Origin of the sequence: Klebsiella sp. K-3 (assembly GCF_051207495.1) — a bacterium.
Classification (GTDB): Bacteria; Pseudomonadota; Gammaproteobacteria; order Enterobacterales; family Enterobacteriaceae; genus Klebsiella; species Klebsiella aerogenes.
Window position 1 is genome coordinate 236,899 of record NZ_JBPNXF010000004.1, and the last position, 16,041, is coordinate 252,939.

Consider the following 16,041-nt stretch of genomic DNA (forward strand, 5'->3'; position numbering starts at 1 on the left):
AGAGGGGCAATGGAATTCGCTTTTTATATCTGTGGCCTGATAGCCATCCTCGCAACCTTGCGGGTCGTCACCCACACCAATCCGGTGCACGCGTTGTTGTACCTGATCATTTCGCTGTTAGCGATTGCCGGGGTGTTTTTCTCGCTGGGCGCTTATTTCGCCGGTGCGCTGGAAATCATCGTTTACGCCGGGGCCATTATGGTGCTGTTCGTGTTCGTGGTGATGATGCTCAACCTGGGCGGCACCGAGATCGAACAGGAACGCAAATGGCTGCAGCCGGGGATCTGGATTGGCCCGGCCATCCTTTCCGCGGTGCTGCTGGTGGTAATCGTTTACGCCATCCTGGGCATCAATGACCAGGGTATCGACGGCGCGGCGATCAACGCCAAAGAAGTGGGTATTGCGCTGTTTGGGCCGTACGTCCTGGCGGTGGAGCTGGCCTCCATGCTGCTGCTGGCGGGCCTGGTTGTTGCCTTCCACATTGGCCGCGAAGAGCGCGCCGGTGAGGTGCTGAGCAACCGCGTGAACGACAGCGATAAAAGAAAAACGGAGGAACACGCATGATCCCCTTAACACATGGACTGATCCTCGCCGCCATCCTGTTTGTGCTCGGCCTGACTGGTCTTGTGATCCGCCGCAATCTGCTGTTTATGCTGATTAGCCTGGAAATCATGATTAACGCCGCCGCGCTGGCATTCGTGGTCGCGGGAAGCTACTGGGGCCAGACTGATGGTCAGATTATGTATATCCTCGCCATCAGCCTCGCGGCTGCGGAAGCGAGTATCGGTCTGGCGCTGCTGCTGCAGCTCCATCGTCGCCGCCAGAACCTGAACATCGATTCAGTAAGTGAGTTGCGTGGATGAACATGCTTGCCTTAACCATTCTTCTGCCATTGATTGGCTTTGTGCTGCTGGCCTTCTCCCGCGGACGCTGGTCGGAAAATCTTTCCGCTACCGTGGGGATGGGCTCGGTAGGCCTGGCGGCGCTGGTGACGGCGTACGTCGGCGTCGACTTTTTCGCTAACGGCAAACAGGCGGTCAGCGTACCGCTGTGGAACTGGATGTCGGTCGGTGATTTCAACATCGGCTTCAACCTGGTACTGGATGGCCTGTCTCTGACCATGCTCTCCGTGGTTACCGGCGTCGGCTTCCTGATCCACATGTTCGCCTCCTGGTACATGCGCGGCGAAGAGGGCTACTCTCGCTTCTTCGCTTACACCAACCTGTTTATCGCCAGCATGGTCGTTTTGGTGCTGGCCGATAACCTGCTGTTGATGTACCTGGGTTGGGAAGGCGTGGGTCTCTGTTCTTACCTGCTGATCGGCTTCTACTACACCGATCCGAAGAACAACGCCGCGGCGATGAAAGCGTTCGTGGTCACCCGCGTCGGCGACGTGTTCCTCGCCTTCGCGCTGTTCATTCTTTATAACGAACTGGGCACCCTGAACTTCCGTGAAATGGTTGAGCTGGCGCCGCAGCACTTCGCTAACGGCAGCACCACGCTGCAGTGGGCGACGCTGATGCTGCTCGGCGGCGCGGTCGGTAAATCCGCTCAGCTGCCGCTGCAAACGTGGCTTGCCGATGCGATGGCGGGCCCGACGCCGGTCTCTGCGCTGATCCACGCCGCTACCATGGTGACCGCGGGCGTGTACCTGATTGCCCGTACCCACGGCCTGTTCCTGATGACGCCGGAAGTGCTGCATCTGGTCGGTATCGTTGGCGCAATCACGCTGGTGTTGGCGGGCTTCGCCGCGCTGGTGCAGACCGACATCAAACGCGTGCTGGCTTACTCGACTATGAGCCAGATTGGCTACATGTTCCTCGCGCTGGGCGTGCAGGCATGGGACGCGGCGATCTTCCACCTGATGACGCATGCGTTCTTTAAAGCGCTGCTGTTCCTGTCGTCCGGTTCGGTGATCCTCGCCTGCCATCACGAACAGAACATCTTCAAGATGGGCGGCCTGCGCAAATCCATTCCGCTGGTTTATGTCTGCTTCCTGGTGGGGGGCGCGGCGCTGTCCGCTCTGCCGCTTATCACCGCAGGCTTCTTCAGTAAGGATGAGATTCTGGCTGGCGCGATGGCCAACGGCCATATCAATCTGATGGTAGCGGGCCTGGTTGGCGCCTTTATGACCTCGCTGTATACCTTCCGTATGATTTTCATCGTGTTCCACGGTAAAGAGCAAATTCACGCGCACGCAGGGAAGGGGATTACCCACCATCTGCCGCTGATTGTGCTGCTGATTCTGTCCACCTTCGTTGGCGCGCTGATTGTGCCGCCGCTGGAAGGCGTACTGCCGCAGACCACCGAGCTCGCTCACGGTAGCGTGATGACGCTGGAAATGACCTCCGGGATTATCGCTATCGCCGGCATCCTGATCGCCGCATGGCTGTGGCTGGGCAAACGTACGCTGGTGACTTCCATCGCCAACAGCGCGCCTGGCCGCTTCTTCGGTACCTGGTGGTTCCATGCCTGGGGCTTCGACTGGTTATACGACAAAGTGTTCGTGAAACCATTCCTCGGTATCGCCTGGCTGCTGAAGAGCGATCCGCTGAACTCGTTGATGAATATCCCGGCGATTCTGTCCCGCTTCGCAGGTAAAGGCCTGCTGGTGAGCGAGAACGGCTATCTGCGGTGGTATGTGGCTTCAATGAGCATTGGCGCGGTGGTAGTGCTGGCTCTGCTGATGGTACTGCGTTGATTTGAGCGCGCGGTTTTGCCCGGTGGCGTTTCGCTTACCGGGCCTACGAAACCGTAGGTCGGGTAAGCGAAACGCCACCCGACACAACAAACCGCACTCAAACGTGAATGTAGTCGAATTCGTTGAAAATCGGTCCTGAACGGGACTTTAACAAGGAATAAAAATCGCCATGTTATTACCCTGGCTAATATTAATCCCCTTTATTGGCGGCTTCCTGTGCTGGCAGACTGAACGCTTTGGCGTGAAACTGCCGCGCTGGATTGCGCTGATTACCATGGGACTGACGCTGGTGCTTGGCCTGCAGCTGTGGATGCAGGGCGGCTATTCTCTGACGCAATCCGCGGGGATTCCGCAGTGGCAGTCGGAATTCGTGCTGCCGTGGATCCCACGTTTCGGCATTAGCATCCATCTGGCGATTGACGGTCTGTCGCTGCTCATGGTGGTGCTGACTGGCCTGCTCGGCGTGTTGGCGGTGCTCTGTTCCTGGCGCGAAATCGAAAAGTACCAGGGCTTCTTCCACCTCAACCTGATGTGGATCCTGGGCGGCGTCATCGGCGTATTCCTCGCCATCGACATGTTCCTGTTCTTCTTCTTCTGGGAAATGATGTTGGTGCCGATGTACTTCCTGATCGCGCTGTGGGGTCACAAAGCCTCTGACGGTAAAACGCGTATCACGGCGGCCACCAAGTTCTTCATCTATACCCAGGCGAGCGGTCTGGTGATGCTGATCGCCATTCTGGCGCTGGCATTCGTCCATTTCAACGCCACCGGCGTGTGGACCTTCAACTATGAAGAGCTGCTGAAAACCCCGATGTCGCACGGCGTGGAATACATGCTGATGCTCGGCTTCTTCATCGCCTTCGCGGTGAAAATGCCGGTGGTGCCGCTGCACGGCTGGCTACCGGACGCCCACTCCCAGGCGCCGACTGCCGGTTCCGTCGACCTCGCGGGCATCTTGTTGAAAACCGCGGCCTACGGTCTGCTGCGCTTTGCGCTGCCGCTGTTCCCGAACGCCTCCGCCGAGTTTGCGCCAATCGCCATGTGGCTGGGCGTGATCGGTATCTTCTACGGCGCGTGGATGGCCTTCGCCCAGACCGATATCAAACGTCTGATTGCATACACCTCCGTTTCCCACATGGGCTTCGTGCTGATTGCTATCTACACCGGTAGCCAGCTGGCTTATCAAGGGGCGGTGATTCAGATGATTGCCCACGGTCTGTCCGCGGCGGGTCTGTTCATTCTGTGTGGTCAGCTGTACGAACGTCTGCACACCCGCGATATGCGCCAGATGGGCGGCTTGTGGAGCAAAATTAAATGGCTGCCGGCGATGTCGATGTTCTTCGCTGTCGCCACCCTGGGGATGCCGGGCACCGGTAACTTTGTCGGCGAATTTATGATTCTGTTCGGCAGCTATAAAGTGGTGCCGGTGATTACCGTTATCTCGACCTTTGGTCTGGTATTCGCTTCCGTTTACTCGCTGTCGATGCTGCATCGCGCCTACTTCGGTAAGGCGAAGAGCGAAATCGCGACGAAAGAGCTGCCGGGGATGTCCCTGCGTGAACTGTCTATCATCCTGCTGCTGGTGGTGCTGCTGGTGCTGTTGGGCTTCTTCCCGCAGCCGATTCTCGACACCTCGCATGCTGCGATGAGCAACATTCAGCAGTGGTTTGTTAATTCTGTTTCTACTACAAGGCCGTAATTCGCCATGACAATAACTCCACAACAACTGATCGCACTGCTACCGCTGCTGATCGTCGGCTTGACGGTGGTGGTTGTGATGCTCTCCATTGCGTGGCGACGCAATCATTTTCTCAATGCCACGTTGTCGGTTCTCGGACTAAACGCCGCGCTGGTCTCGCTCTGGTTTGTCGGTCAGAACGGGGCGATGGACGTCACCCCGCTGATCCGCGTTGACGGTTACTCGATGCTCTATACCGGGCTGGTGCTGTTGGCGAGCCTCGCGACCTGTACTTTCGCCTACCCATGGCTTGAGGGTTACAAGGACAATAAAGAAGAGTTCTACCTGCTGGTGCTGATCGCCGCGCTGGGTGGCATTCTGCTGGCCGGCGCCAATCACCTGGCCTCGCTGTTCCTCGGTATCGAATTAATTTCGCTGCCGTTGTTCGGCCTGGTCGGCTACGCCTTCCGCCAGAAACGTTCGCTGGAAGCGAGCATCAAATACACCATCCTCTCCGCGGCAGCCTCGTCTTTCCTGCTGTTCGGTATGGCGCTGGTGTATGCGAACTCCGGCAACCTGTCCTTCCTCGCGCTGGGCAAGAGCCTGGCTGACAACGCGCTGCACGAGCCGCTGCTGCTGGCGGGCCTCGGTCTGATGATCGTCGGTCTTGGCTTTAAACTGTCGCTGGTGCCGTTCCACCTGTGGACGCCGGATGTTTACCAGGGCGCGCCTGCGCCGGTATCCACCTTCCTGGCTACCGCCAGCAAGATTGCCATCTTCGGCGTGGTGATGCGTCTGTTCCTGTACATGCCGGTGGGCGACAGCGAAGCGGTACGAGTGGTGCTGGGCCTGATCGCCTTCGCCTCTATCATCTTCGGTAACCTGATGGCGCTGAGCCAGACCAACATTAAGCGTCTGCTCGGTTACTCTTCCATTTCCCACCTCGGCTATCTGCTGGTGGCGTTAATCGCCCTGCAGAGCGGCGAAATGTCGATGGAAGCCGTTGGCGTCTACCTGGCCGGTTATCTGTTCAGCAGCCTCGGCGCGTTCGGCGTGGTCAGCCTGATGTCCAGCCCGTACCGCGGTCCGGATGCTGACTCGCTGTTCTCCTACCGCGGTCTGTTCTGGCACCGTCCGATCCTGTCGGCGGTAATGACGGTGATGATGCTGTCGCTGGCCGGTATTCCGATGACCCTCGGCTTTATCGGTAAGTTCTACGTGCTGGCCGTCGGTGTGCATGCGCACCTGTGGTGGCTGGTTGCCGCGGTAGTGATTGGTTCGGCGATTGGTCTCTACTACTACCTGCGCGTTGCCGTCAGCCTGTACCTGAGCGCCCCGGAGCAGCTGAACCGCGATGCGCCGTCAAACTGGCAGTACAGCGCCGGCGGTATCGTGGTGCTGATCTCCGCGCTGCTGGTGCTGGTGCTCGGCGTATGGCCGCAGCCGCTGATTAGCATCGTGCAGCTGGCGACGCCGCTGATGTAATCTGCGCTATAAATAAAAAAACCGCCGACTTGTCGGCGGTTTTTTTTTGCCTGCGATTTATGCCAGTCGATAAACCATAAAATCCTCCGCCAGTAGCGTATTGGCGAAAATCTCCCGGCATTCCGCCAGCATACGCAGGCAGCCTTCGGCATCGTAGCGCGAGCTAAAGTGGGTGGCGATTAGCGTGCCGACCCCCGCTTCTTTGGCAAGCGCCGCGGTTTGCTGACTGGAAGAGTGGCCACGGCTATTGGCTTTCTCCGCCATCGCCTGCTCAAGGGTGGTTTCGTGGACCATCACATCCGCGCCGCGCGCCATCTCCAGCGCCTGCGGGCAGGGGGCGGTATCGCCGAAGATGGCCAGCGTTTTACCCGGGGTCGCTGGTCCCAGATAGCGGCTGCCGTCGATGACCCGGCCATCTTCCAGTTCAACACGCTGGCCGAGCTTGAGCTTATGGAACAGCGGCCCCGGACGCACGCCATCGGCAATCAGTTGGGCGGCATCGAGCGTTCCGGGCTTGCCATGCTGTTCGATGCGGTAGCCGTAGCACTCCACCGGATGGCTGAGCGGGTACGCGCTGACCCGATAGCCGTCTTCGTCGAAGACCAGACCTGGGCTGACTTCGATGATAGTGAGCGGATAATCGGTCCATGAGCCGCTCAGGCGCAGCGCGGTTTCGATGAATTCTTTAATCCCTTTTGGCCCGTAAACCGTCAGCGGCAGCGAGTTTCCCTGCATCGAGCGGCTGCACAACAGGCCGGGCAGGCCGAACAGATGATCGCCGTGCAGGTGAGTGATGAAAATTTTATTCAGTTTGCCTGGGTGGTAAGGGGTATGGAGAAACTGATGCTGGGTGCCTTCGCCGCAGTCAAACAACCACATTTCAGCGCTGGTGGGTTGTTGCAAATTCAGTATTATCGACGTCATATTACGCGTACGGGTCGGCACGCCGGCGGATGTCCCCAAAAATGTTAATTCCATCGTCCAGTGTCCTCAGGCGAGTGGTAAAGCATCAGTATATCAATAAGGAGTCACAAATGATGACCTGGCAGGATTTACATCACAGCGAGCTCACCGTTGCTCAACTGTACGCCTTGCTGAAGCTGCGCAGCGCGGTGTTTGTCGTCGAACAACGCTGCGTCTATCAGGATATCGACGGCGATGATTTAGTCGGTGAGAACCGTCATCTGCTCGGCTGGCGCGACGGAGAGCTGGTGGCCTACGCGCGGATCCTCAAAAGCGAAGAGGAGTTCGAACCGGTGGTGATTGGCCGGGTTATCGTTAGCCCGTCCGTGCGCGGCGAGAAGCTGGGCTACCAGTTGATGGAGCAGGCGCTGGCCAGCTGCCGGCAGAACTGGCCGCAGAAGGCGATTTATCTGGGGGCGCAGGCGCATCTGCAGAAATTTTATGCCAGCTTTGGTTTTGTGCCGGTGACAGAGGTATACGATGAAGATGGTATTGCCCATATCGGTATGGCGCGTGACATCACAACTCATTAAGAAGCTAAATAGTAATAGCGTATCGCTATCAACTATCTATACTTTTCCTCCTGTAGCGAATCCAGTGTCTGGCGTTCGCCGGGCCTGTTAAGGTTCGCTCCCTCATGATGGGTACTGCTATTTATCGCAGCTACCCTTTATAATGTGGGGTTTTTAATTTCGTGGAGGTTCGCGTGCTGTCTGTTTCCACCGCGCTGGAAAGCCTGTTGGGTTGTCTGGCTGAAGATTTCCCTCCGTCGCCCGGCACGCGAATTTTTGATATCCCATTCCCGTTAAACGACGCCTTCGACCCGTTACTGTGGTGCGCGCGCCAGCCGTGCTGGCCGCAATTCTACTGGCAGCAGCGTAATGGTGATGAAGAGCTGGCGGCGCTGGGGGCGGTAACCACCTTTGCCTCTTTGTCCGCGGCGCATGATTTTTTATGCGCGCAGGGGCGGGAAAATCTGCGCATCAGCGGGCTGAACGCGTTCGACCCGCAGCAGGGCCATCTGTTTCTGCCGCGGCTGGAGTGGCGCCGCCTGGGCGGCAAAGCGACTTTGCGGCTGGTGGTACACAGTGCGACCTCGCTGCAAGACGACGCGGCCGCCGCGCGGGCGTTTCTCCAATCATTAAATAGCGAGCAGGCGACGGCGGCATCGATGCCGCCGCTGCAAAGCGAGCAGCATGCGCCGGAATACCCGCAGTGGAGCGAGCTGATTACGCAGGCGACGCAGGCAATCGGCGCCGGCGAAATGGATAAGGTTGTGCTGGCGCGGGTCACGGATTTACGCTTTAGCGCGCCGCTGCAGGCGTTTGCCATTATGGCGGCCAGTCGGCGCAGCAATCTTAACTGTTTTCACTTCCTGATGGCCTTTAGCCCGAAGCAGGCGTTTCTCGGCTCCACGCCGGAACGGCTATGGCGGCGACGCGGCGCGCTGCTGCGCACCGAAGCGCTGGCGGGTACCGTCGCTAATCATCCTGATGACGCCCGGGCGCAGCAGTTGGGCGATTGGCTAATGAAAGACGATAAAAACCAGCGGGAAAATATGCTGGTGGTCGAGGATATCTGCCAGCGTTTGCAGAGCGAGTCGCCGACGCTTGACGTTCTACCGCCGCAGGTCGTACGCCTGCGCAAGGTGCAGCATCTGCGGCGCTGTATCTGGTGCGAACTGGCTGAGCCCGACGACAGCCGCTGCTTGCTGCAGTTGCAGCCTACCGCCGCGGTGGCGGGGCTGCCGCGCCAGGCGGCGCTGGCGTTCATCCGCCGTCATGAGCCTTTCGCCCGCGAATGGTATGCCGGCTCCGCAGGTTATCTTTCTCTGGCGCAAAGCGAGTTTTGCGTGGCGCTGCGCTCGGCAAAAGTCGAGAACGACACCCTGCGGCTGTATGCCGGGGCCGGTATTGTCAGCGGATCTGACCCGCAGCAGGAGTGGCAAGAAATAGAAAATAAAGCGGCGGGATTACGAACGTTATTACTTTCAGAAACGTAGAGAGACGACGTATATCAAAACGGCGCAACTCTGCCTTATCTATACTTAGCATCAATATTTGATACCGGACAATTTCATGTCAGTAAGCGCATTTAACCGACGCTGGGCGGCGGTGATCCTTGAAGCTTTAACCCGCCACGGCGTGCAGCACATTTGCATTGCCCCAGGCTCGCGCTCGACGCCCTTAACCCTGGCGGCGGCGGAAAACCGCGCTTTTATTCATCACACTCATTTTGACGAACGTGGCCTTGGCCACCTGGCGCTGGGACTGGCGAAGGCTAGCCGCCAGCCGGTGGCGGTGATTGTGACCTCCGGAACCGCAACCGCGAATCTCTATCCGGCGCTGATTGAAGCGGGCCTGACGGGTGAAAAACTGATCCTGCTGACCGCCGACCGCCCGCCGGAGCTTATCGACTGCGGCGCCAATCAGGCCATCCGCCAACCGGGAATGTTTGCTTCTCATCCTGCGCAGACCGTTTCTTTACCGCGACCTTCGCAGGATATTTCCGCCCGCTGGCTAGTCTCGACTATCGATCAGGCGCTGGGCGAGCTGCATGCCGGTGGGGTGCATATCAACTGCCCGTTCGCGGAGCCGCTATATGGCGATATGGACGATACCGGGCTGGAGTGGCAACAGCAGCTCGGCAACTGGTGGCAGAGCGATAAACCCTGGCTACGTCAGGCGCTGCAGATGGAGAGTGAGAAACAGCGCGACTGGTTCTTCTGGCGGCAAAAACGCGGCGTAGTGGTCGCGGGCAGGATGAGCGCCGCGGAAGGTAAAAAAGTGGCTGAATGGGCGCAGACCCTCGGCTGGCCGATGATTGGCGATGTCCTGTCGCAGACCGGGCAGCCGTTACCGTGCGCCGACCTGTGGCTTGGCAACGGTAAAGCGGTCAGCGAACTGGCGCAGGCGCAAATCGTCGTGCAACTCGGTAGCAGCCTGACCGGCAAACGCGTGCTTCAGTGGCAGGCGACCTGCGAGCCGGATGAATACTGGCTGGTGGATAATCTGCGCGGTCGTCTCGACCCGGCGCAGCACCGCGGTCGCCGTCTGCTCTCAAGCGTTGAGCGCTGGCTCGAACTGCATCCGGCGGAGAAACGCCAGCCGTGGGCGACGGTGATCCCGCAGCTTGCCGGGCAGGCGTGGCAGGCCGCGGTCGCCAGCAACGAGCCTTTTGGCGAAGCGCAGCTGGCGCAGCGCATTCGGCGCTATTTGCCGGATCAGGGACAGCTGTTTGTTGGCAACAGTTTAGTGGTACGCCTGATAGACGCGCTGGGGCAACTGCCGGCGGGTTATCCGGTCTATAGTAATCGCGGCGCCAGCGGCATCGATGGCCTACTGGCGACCGCCGCCGGCGTGCAGCGCGCGAGCGCCCGGCCTACGCTTGCGATCGTCGGCGATCTTTCGGCGTTATACGATCTCAACTCGCTGGCCCTGCTGCGCCAGGCGTCGGCGCCGCTGGTGCTGATCGTGGTCAATAATAACGGCGGGCAGATTTTCTCTATGCTGCCGACGCCGCAGGACGAGCGCCGCCAGTTCTATTTAATGCCGCAGGACGTTGATTTCAGCCACGCGGCGGCGATGTTTGGTCTGGCTTATCACCGCCCTGATGACTGGCAGTCGCTGGATGAGGCGCTGGCAGGCGCGTGGCGCCGCGCCGGGGCGACGGTAATTGAGCTGGCGGTTAACGAGACCGACGGTACGCAGACTCTCCAGCAACTGCTGGCGCAGGTAAGCCGCCTGTGACGCTCAACGCGACGGTTGAAAGCGGCCAGCCGGGTTATCCCTGGCTGGTATTCCTGCACGGCTTTTCCGGAGACCGCGACGAGTGGCGTACGGTTGGTGAAGCGTTTCCGGCTTGGCCGCGGCTGTATCTCGATCTGCCGGGGCACGGTGGCTCGGCGGATATCGCGGTCGATGGCTTTACCGGGGTCAGCGAATTACTGCAGGCTACGCTAAATAGTTACAACATCCTGGATTACTGGTTGGTTGGCTACTCCCTGGGCGGCCGGGTGGCGATGAACTTCGCCTGCCAGCCGCGCGCGGGCCTGCGCGGCCTGATCGTCGAGGGCGGACATCCGGGCCTGCAGGACGAAGCGTCGCGGCAGGCGCGGCGCGGCAATGATAGCGCCTGGGCGGAACGTTTTCGCCGCGAGCCGTTAGCGCAGGTCTTCGCCGACTGGTATCAGCAGCCGGTCTTCGCTTCGCTGGATGCGGCGCAGCGTGAGTCATTGGTCGCCCTACGTCGCCGCAATAATGGCGCTACGCTGGCGGCGATGCTGGAGGCAACCTCCCTTGCGGAGCAGGCCGATTTGCGCGCGTCTCTGCAGGCTCGCGATTTTCCTTTTCACTACCTGTGCGGCGAACACGACGCGAAGTTTCGCGCTATCGCGCAAGCGCTCGCCGCCGATACCCATATCATTCACCATGCCGGACACAACGCGCACCGGGACAACCCCGCTGCGGTGATTGCCTGTCTGGCGCAGATTCTGGCAAGTTAACTGAAGGACATTCTATGATCTCTCTTGATGAAGCAATGCTCTACGCCCCCGTTGAATGGCACGATTGCTCAGAAGGCTATACCGATATTCGTTATCAAAAATCGACTGACGGGATTGCTAAAATCACCATCAATCGTCCGCAGGTGCGCAACGCCTTCCGTCCGCTGACCGTCAAAGAGATGATTCAGGCGCTGGCGGATGCCCGCTACGACGACAATATCGGCGTTATCGTGCTGACCGGTGAAGGCGATAAAGCTTTCTGCGCCGGCGGCGACCAGAAAGTCCGCGGCGACTACGGCGGCTATCAGGACGACTCCGGGGTTCACCATCTCAACGTACTCGACTTCCAGCGCCAGATCCGCACCTGCCCGAAACCAGTAGTGGCGATGGTCGCCGGTTACTCTATCGGTGGCGGCCACGTACTGCACATGATGTGCGACCTGACCATCGCGGCGGATAATGCCATCTTCGGCCAGACCGGGCCAAAAGTCGGCTCCTTTGATGGCGGCTGGGGCGCTTCCTATATGGCGCGTATCGTCGGGCAGAAAAAAGCGCGCGAAATCTGGTTCCTGTGCCGTCAGTACGACGCCCAGCAGGCGCTGGATATGGGGCTGGTGAATACCGTGGTCCCATTGGCGGATCTGGAAAAAGAGACCGTGCGCTGGTGTCGTGAAATGCTGCAAAACAGCCCGATGGCGCTGCGTTGCCTGAAAGCGGCGCTGAACGCCGACTGCGACGGCCAGGCCGGGCTGCAGGAGCTGGCGGGTAACGCCACCATGCTGTTCTACATGACGGAAGAAGGGCAGGAAGGACGTAACGCCTTCAACCAGAAACGTCAGCCGGACTTCAGCAAATTTAAACGGAATCCATAATGCGCGTTTCGCAGGTTTACCGCTGGCAGATACCGATGGACGCGGGCGTGGTTCTGCGCGAACGGCGGTTAAAAACCCGCGATGGGCTGTTCATCCGCCTGCAGGAGGGTGAACGCGAAGGCTGGGGGGAAATTTCTCCCCTGCCGGGATTCAGTGACGAAACGCTGGAAGAGGCGCAAATGGCGCTGCTGGCGTGGGCGCGGGCCTGGCGCGACGGCGCCGAGGCGCCGCTTCCTATGCAGCCCTCCGTCGCTTTTGGTATTAGTTGCGCGCAGGCGGAGCTTGGCGGCGAGCTACCACAGGCGGCGGATTATCGCGCGGCGCCGCTCTGTTCCGGCGACCCGGATGAACTGTTCGCCAAACTGGCGGCGATGCCCGGCGAGAAAGTCGCTAAGGTGAAAGTAGGGCTGTGGGAGGCGGTACGCGACGGCATGGTGGTGAATCTGCTGCTGGAAGCGATCCCCGACCTGCAGCTGCGGCTGGATGCCAACCGGGCGTGGACGCCGGTCAAAGCGCAGCAGTTCGCCAAATATGTTAATCCGGCGTATCGCCAACGCATTGCCTTTCTCGAAGAACCGTGCAAAAGCCGCGACGATTCGCGCGAATTCAGTCAGCAGACCGGTATCGCTATCGCCTGGGATGAAAGCCTGCGCGAGGCGGATTTCCGTTTTGTCGCCGAGCCCGGCGTGCGCGCGGTGGTGATCAAACCGACGCTGACCGGCAGTTTACAAAAGGTTCAGCAACAGGTCGCCGCGGCGCATGCGCTGGGGCTGAGTGCAGTGATTAGCTCGTCGATCGAGTCCAGCCTGGGGTTAACGCAGCTGGCGCGGATCGCCGCCTGGCTGACCCCGCAGACTATCCCCGGACTCGATACGCTGGCGCTGATGGGCGCGCAGCTGGTGCGGGCGTGGCCGGAAAGTACGCTGCCAATTTTTCATGCTGATGAGCTGGAGCAACTGCTGTGATGTTTTCCGATTGGCCGTGGCGCCACTGGTGTCAGTTACGCGGCGCGTCGCAGGCGCTACGCCTGAATGACCAGGCGTTGACCTGGCGTGAGCTATGCGCGCGGATTGACGCGCTGGCGTCTGGTTTTGCCGCGCAGGGCGTCATGGAAGGTCAGGGCGTGGCGCTTAGGGCCTACAACCAGCCGGAGACGCTACTCGCCTGGCTGGCGTTGCTGCAGTGTGGGGCGCGGGTGCTGCCGCTTAATCCGCAACTGCCTACGGTATTGCTGCAGGAACTGCTGCCTGCGTTAACCGTACAGCATCAACTGGTGCTTAACGGTGATACGCTGCCGGGGAATTTACCGGCGTTAACTCTGCAGGCGGCAGAAGGCGCCCATGCCGTTTGCTGGCATGGCGAACGGTTGGTGTCGATGACGTTAACCTCCGGCTCAACCGGCCTGCCGAAGGCGGCAGTCCATAGCGCCAGCGCCCATTTGGCTAGCGCCGCTGGCGTGCTGGCGCTGATGCCGTTTGCCGGGGAGGACGACTGGCTACTGTCGCTGCCGTTGTTCCATGTCTCCGGGCAGGGGATCATCTGGCGCTGGCTGCTGGCGGGCGCGCGGCTGACGGTGCGTGACAAACAACCGCTGGAGCAAGCGTTACAGGGCTGTACCCATGCTTCACTGGTACCGACTCAGCTATGGCGTCTGCTGAATGGCGATGCCGATGTTTCACTCAAGGCGGTGTTGCTTGGCGGTGCGGCGATTCCGGTCGAGCTGACCGAAAGGGCGCGAGCGCAGGGGATACGCAGTTTCTGCGGCTATGGCCTCACTGAATTCGCCTCCACGGTCTGCGCCAAAGAGGCCGACGGCGAGGCGGATGTGGGCGAAGCGCTGCCGGGAAGGGAGGTAAAAATTGTCGCCGGCGAGATCTGGCTGCGGGCGGCGAGCATGGCCGCGGGCTACTGGCGGGATGGTCAACTGTTGTCATTAACCAACGATGAAGGCTGGTTTGCGACGCGCGATCGCGGGGAGTTACGCAACGCCAGGCTGTCGATTATAGGGCGACTGGATAATCTCTTTTTTAGCGGCGGCGAAGGCATTCAGCCGGAGGAGGTTGAGCGCGTGATACTCGCCCATCCGCAGGTTCAGCAGGTGTTTATTGTGCCGCAGGATGATGTCGAATACGGCCAACGTCCGGTGGCGGTGGTTGAATGCGAGGACGGCTGCGAAATGGCCACGCTGGCGGCATGGAGCGCTGAACGGTTAGCGCGTTTCCAGCAGCCGGTACAGTGGCTACGGCTGCCGGAAACGTTAAAGAACGGCGGGATTAAGATTTCGCGCCGGGCGCTGCGCGAATGGGTCAATTCGCCGGTTTAGCCGATATTCGCCTCGGCGCGGCGCTGGCGCTGTTTACGTCTCAGACGCAGCAGCGGCGGCACCACCAGGACGGCGACAGCCAGCATTAGCAATGTTTTGGTTACGCCGCTTTCCCAGAGGATAGCCAGATTACCGTTGCTAATTGACAGCGCGCGGCGCAGGTTCTGCTCCAGCATCTCGCCCAGCACAAAACCGAGGATCAGCGGCGACATCGGGAAATGCATTTTACGCATGATGTAGCCGAGCACGCCGAGACCAACCATCAGCAACAGGTCAAAGGTGGTGCTGTGCACCGCATAGACGCCAACAGCGGAAACGGCGGCGATGGCGGGTACCAGGAACCATAGCGGGATCGTCAGCATGCGGGTGAACAGGCCAATCAGCGGAATGTTCATAATAAGCAGCATCACGTTGGCGATAAGCAGCGCGGCGATGAGCCCCCAGACGATATCCGGCTGTTCGGTGAACATCGCCGGGCCGGGCGTAATGTTATACAGCGTCAATGCGCCCATCATGACTGCGGTGGTGCCGGAGCCAGGTACGCCGAGCGTCAACATCGGGATAAATGAACCGCAGGCGGAGGCGTTATTAGCGGCTTCCGGCGCCGCCACGCCGCGAATATCCCCCTTGCCGAAGTTATCGCTGTTGCCGCTGATTTTTTTCTCCGTCATATAGGTAATGGCGCTGGCGATGGTCGCCCCGGCGCCGGGCAGAATACCGACGAAGAAACCCACCACGGAAGAACGCAGGGTCGCGCCGACGCACTGCGCGGCCTCTTTGGTGTTAAACAGCATGCGCCCGGTTTTACGCACCAGCGTTTGCCCGCCGCTGGTGCTCTCCAGCATCAACAGGATCTCGGAAACGGAGAACAGGCCGATAACCACCACTATAAACTGAACGCCATCGGAGAGATGGACGCTGTCGAAGGTAAAGCGGTAAACCCCGGTGTTGGCATCCACGCCCACCGTCGCCAGGCCCAAACCGATTAACGCCGCGAGGAACGACTTCAGCGGGTTTTGCGCCATCATGCTGCCGAGGCAGGCGATGGCAAACACCATCAGCGCGAAATATTCCGCCGGGCCGAACGCCAGTGACCACTGGGCGAGAAGCGGCGCGAACAGAATAATGCCGCCGATCGCGATAAGCGAACCGAAGAAAGAGCTAACGGCGGAAATCGATAGTGCGACGCCGCCGCGCCCTTGCTGCGCCATGGGATAGCCATCAAGCGCCGTCATGATGGCGGCGGCATCGCCGGGCACGTTCAGCAGGATAGACGAAATACGCCCGCCATATTCGCAACCGATATAGACCGTCGCCAACAGGATCAGCGCCGATTCCGCGGGCAGGTGCAGAGCAAAGGCCAGCGGCAGCAGAATGGCGACGCCGTTAATCGGCCCGAGGCCGGGCAGCAGCCCGACGATGGTTCCGACAAAGCAGCCGATGAGGGCAATAAGCAGATTTTCCGGCGTCATGGCGACGGCGAAACCCTGCGACAGATAGATCCAGGTATCCATA

General features: G+C 59.9%; 14 protein-coding genes. 12 read left to right on the forward strand and 2 right to left on the reverse strand.

The window, feature by feature from the left end:
- Positions 1–9: 9 nt before the first annotated feature.
- The 5 genes from nuoJ to nuoN all read left to right on the forward strand — a co-directional run bounded on the left by nuoJ (position 10) and on the right by nuoN (position 5,864).
- Complete coding sequence (nuoJ, locus tag ACSEMK_RS08075; protein ID WP_015365591.1) at positions 10–564, forward strand: NADH-quinone oxidoreductase subunit J; 555 nt, start codon at positions 10–12, stop codon at positions 562–564.
- Positions 561–863 (forward strand): NADH-quinone oxidoreductase subunit NuoK, encoded by a 303-nt coding sequence (gene nuoK / locus ACSEMK_RS08080; RefSeq protein ID WP_004865088.1) that lies wholly within the window; start codon positions 561–563, stop codon positions 861–863. The genes nuoJ and nuoK overlap by 4 nt, the downstream gene beginning before the upstream one ends.
- Positions 860–2,701 (forward strand): NADH-quinone oxidoreductase subunit L, encoded by a 1,842-nt coding sequence (gene nuoL, locus ACSEMK_RS08085; RefSeq protein WP_015706160.1) that lies wholly within the window; start codon positions 860–862, stop codon positions 2,699–2,701. Before nuoK ends, nuoL begins: the two co-directional genes overlap by 4 nt.
- Positions 2,702–2,870: 169 nt before the next feature.
- Positions 2,871–4,400 carry an NADH-quinone oxidoreductase subunit M gene (gene nuoM, locus ACSEMK_RS08090; protein WP_015365593.1) on the forward strand — a complete coding sequence of 510 codons (1,530 nt, stop codon included), beginning with the start codon at positions 2,871–2,873 and terminating at the stop codon, positions 4,398–4,400.
- Positions 4,401–4,406: 6 nt separating this feature from the next.
- The gene (nuoN, locus tag ACSEMK_RS08095; RefSeq protein ID WP_015365594.1) at positions 4,407–5,864 is read left to right on the forward strand and encodes an NADH-quinone oxidoreductase subunit NuoN; all 1,458 of its coding nucleotides are present in this window, start codon (positions 4,407–4,409) and stop codon (positions 5,862–5,864) included.
- A 57-nt stretch (positions 5,865–5,921) separates the two neighbouring features.
- Here nuoN and rnz read toward each other — a convergent pair whose 3' ends face one another.
- Complete coding sequence (gene rnz / locus ACSEMK_RS08100; protein WP_430914751.1) at positions 5,922–6,842, reverse strand: ribonuclease Z; 921 nt, start codon at positions 6,840–6,842, stop codon at positions 5,922–5,924.
- A gap of 56 nt (positions 6,843–6,898) precedes the next feature.
- Here rnz and ACSEMK_RS08105 point away from each other — a divergent pair, with 56 nt between their 5' ends.
- The 7 genes from ACSEMK_RS08105 to menE all read left to right on the forward strand — a co-directional run bounded on the left by ACSEMK_RS08105 (position 6,899) and on the right by menE (position 14,526).
- Positions 6,899–7,360, forward strand: a complete 462-nt coding sequence (locus ACSEMK_RS08105; RefSeq protein WP_015365596.1) for a GNAT family N-acetyltransferase — start codon at positions 6,899–6,901, stop codon at positions 7,358–7,360.
- Between the two features lie 173 nt (positions 7,361–7,533).
- Positions 7,534–8,829: an isochorismate synthase MenF gene (gene menF / locus ACSEMK_RS08110; RefSeq protein ID WP_430914752.1), complete on the forward strand. Its 1,296-nt coding sequence runs from the start codon at positions 7,534–7,536 to the stop codon at positions 8,827–8,829.
- A 76-nt stretch (positions 8,830–8,905) separates the two neighbouring features.
- Entirely contained in the window at positions 8,906–10,576 is a 1,671-nt protein-coding gene (gene menD / locus ACSEMK_RS08115) for a 2-succinyl-5-enolpyruvyl-6-hydroxy-3-cyclohexene-1-carboxylic-acid synthase (protein ID WP_430914753.1), read from the forward strand.
- A complete protein-coding gene (menH, locus tag ACSEMK_RS08120) occupies positions 10,573–11,331 on the forward strand; it encodes a 2-succinyl-6-hydroxy-2,4-cyclohexadiene-1-carboxylate synthase (protein WP_430914754.1) in 759 nt (252 codons plus the stop codon). The genes menD and menH overlap by 4 nt, the downstream gene beginning before the upstream one ends.
- A 14-nt stretch (positions 11,332–11,345) precedes the next feature.
- On the forward strand, positions 11,346–12,203 hold the full coding sequence (gene menB, locus ACSEMK_RS08125) for a 1,4-dihydroxy-2-naphthoyl-CoA synthase (RefSeq protein ID WP_015365600.1): 858 nt from the start codon (positions 11,346–11,348) through the stop codon (positions 12,201–12,203).
- Positions 12,203–13,168, forward strand: coding sequence for an o-succinylbenzoate synthase (gene menC / locus ACSEMK_RS08130; protein ID WP_411325961.1), 966 nt, complete (start codon positions 12,203–12,205; stop codon positions 13,166–13,168). Before menB ends, menC begins: the two co-directional genes overlap by 1 nt.
- Positions 13,165–14,526, forward strand: coding sequence for an o-succinylbenzoate--CoA ligase (gene menE / locus ACSEMK_RS08135; RefSeq protein ID WP_430914755.1), 1,362 nt, complete (start codon positions 13,165–13,167; stop codon positions 14,524–14,526). The genes menC and menE overlap by 4 nt, the downstream gene beginning before the upstream one ends.
- Here menE and ACSEMK_RS08140 read toward each other — a convergent pair.
- Positions 14,523–16,040: a tripartite tricarboxylate transporter permease gene (locus tag ACSEMK_RS08140; protein ID WP_015365603.1), complete on the reverse strand. Its 1,518-nt coding sequence runs from the start codon at positions 16,038–16,040 to the stop codon at positions 14,523–14,525. The two genes, menE and ACSEMK_RS08140, sit on opposite strands and share 4 nt — an antisense overlap.
- Between the last annotated feature and the right edge of the window lies 1 nt (position 16,041).

Coding starts and splice junctions, on each gene's coding strand:
- nuoJ (WP_015365591.1), top strand. CDS start 10: ATGGAATTCGCTTTTTATATCTGTGGCCTGATAGCCATCCTCGCAACC.
- nuoK (WP_004865088.1), top strand. CDS start 561: ATGATCCCCTTAACACATGGACTGATCCTCGCCGCCATCCTGTTTGTG.
- nuoL (WP_015706160.1), top strand. CDS start 860: ATGAACATGCTTGCCTTAACCATTCTTCTGCCATTGATTGGCTTTGTG.
- nuoM (WP_015365593.1), top strand. CDS start 2,871: ATGTTATTACCCTGGCTAATATTAATCCCCTTTATTGGCGGCTTCCTG.
- nuoN (WP_015365594.1), top strand. CDS start 4,407: ATGACAATAACTCCACAACAACTGATCGCACTGCTACCGCTGCTGATC.
- rnz (WP_430914751.1), bottom strand. CDS start 6,842: ATGGAATTAACATTTTTGGGGACATCCGCCGGCGTGCCGACCCGTACG.
- ACSEMK_RS08105 (WP_015365596.1), top strand. CDS start 6,899: ATGATGACCTGGCAGGATTTACATCACAGCGAGCTCACCGTTGCTCAA.
- menD (WP_430914753.1), top strand. CDS start 8,906: ATGTCAGTAAGCGCATTTAACCGACGCTGGGCGGCGGTGATCCTTGAA.
- menB (WP_015365600.1), top strand. CDS start 11,346: ATGATCTCTCTTGATGAAGCAATGCTCTACGCCCCCGTTGAATGGCAC.
- menC (WP_411325961.1), top strand. CDS start 12,203: ATGCGCGTTTCGCAGGTTTACCGCTGGCAGATACCGATGGACGCGGGC.
- ACSEMK_RS08140 (WP_015365603.1), bottom strand. CDS start 16,040: ATGGATACCTGGATCTATCTGTCGCAGGGTTTCGCCGTCGCCATGACG.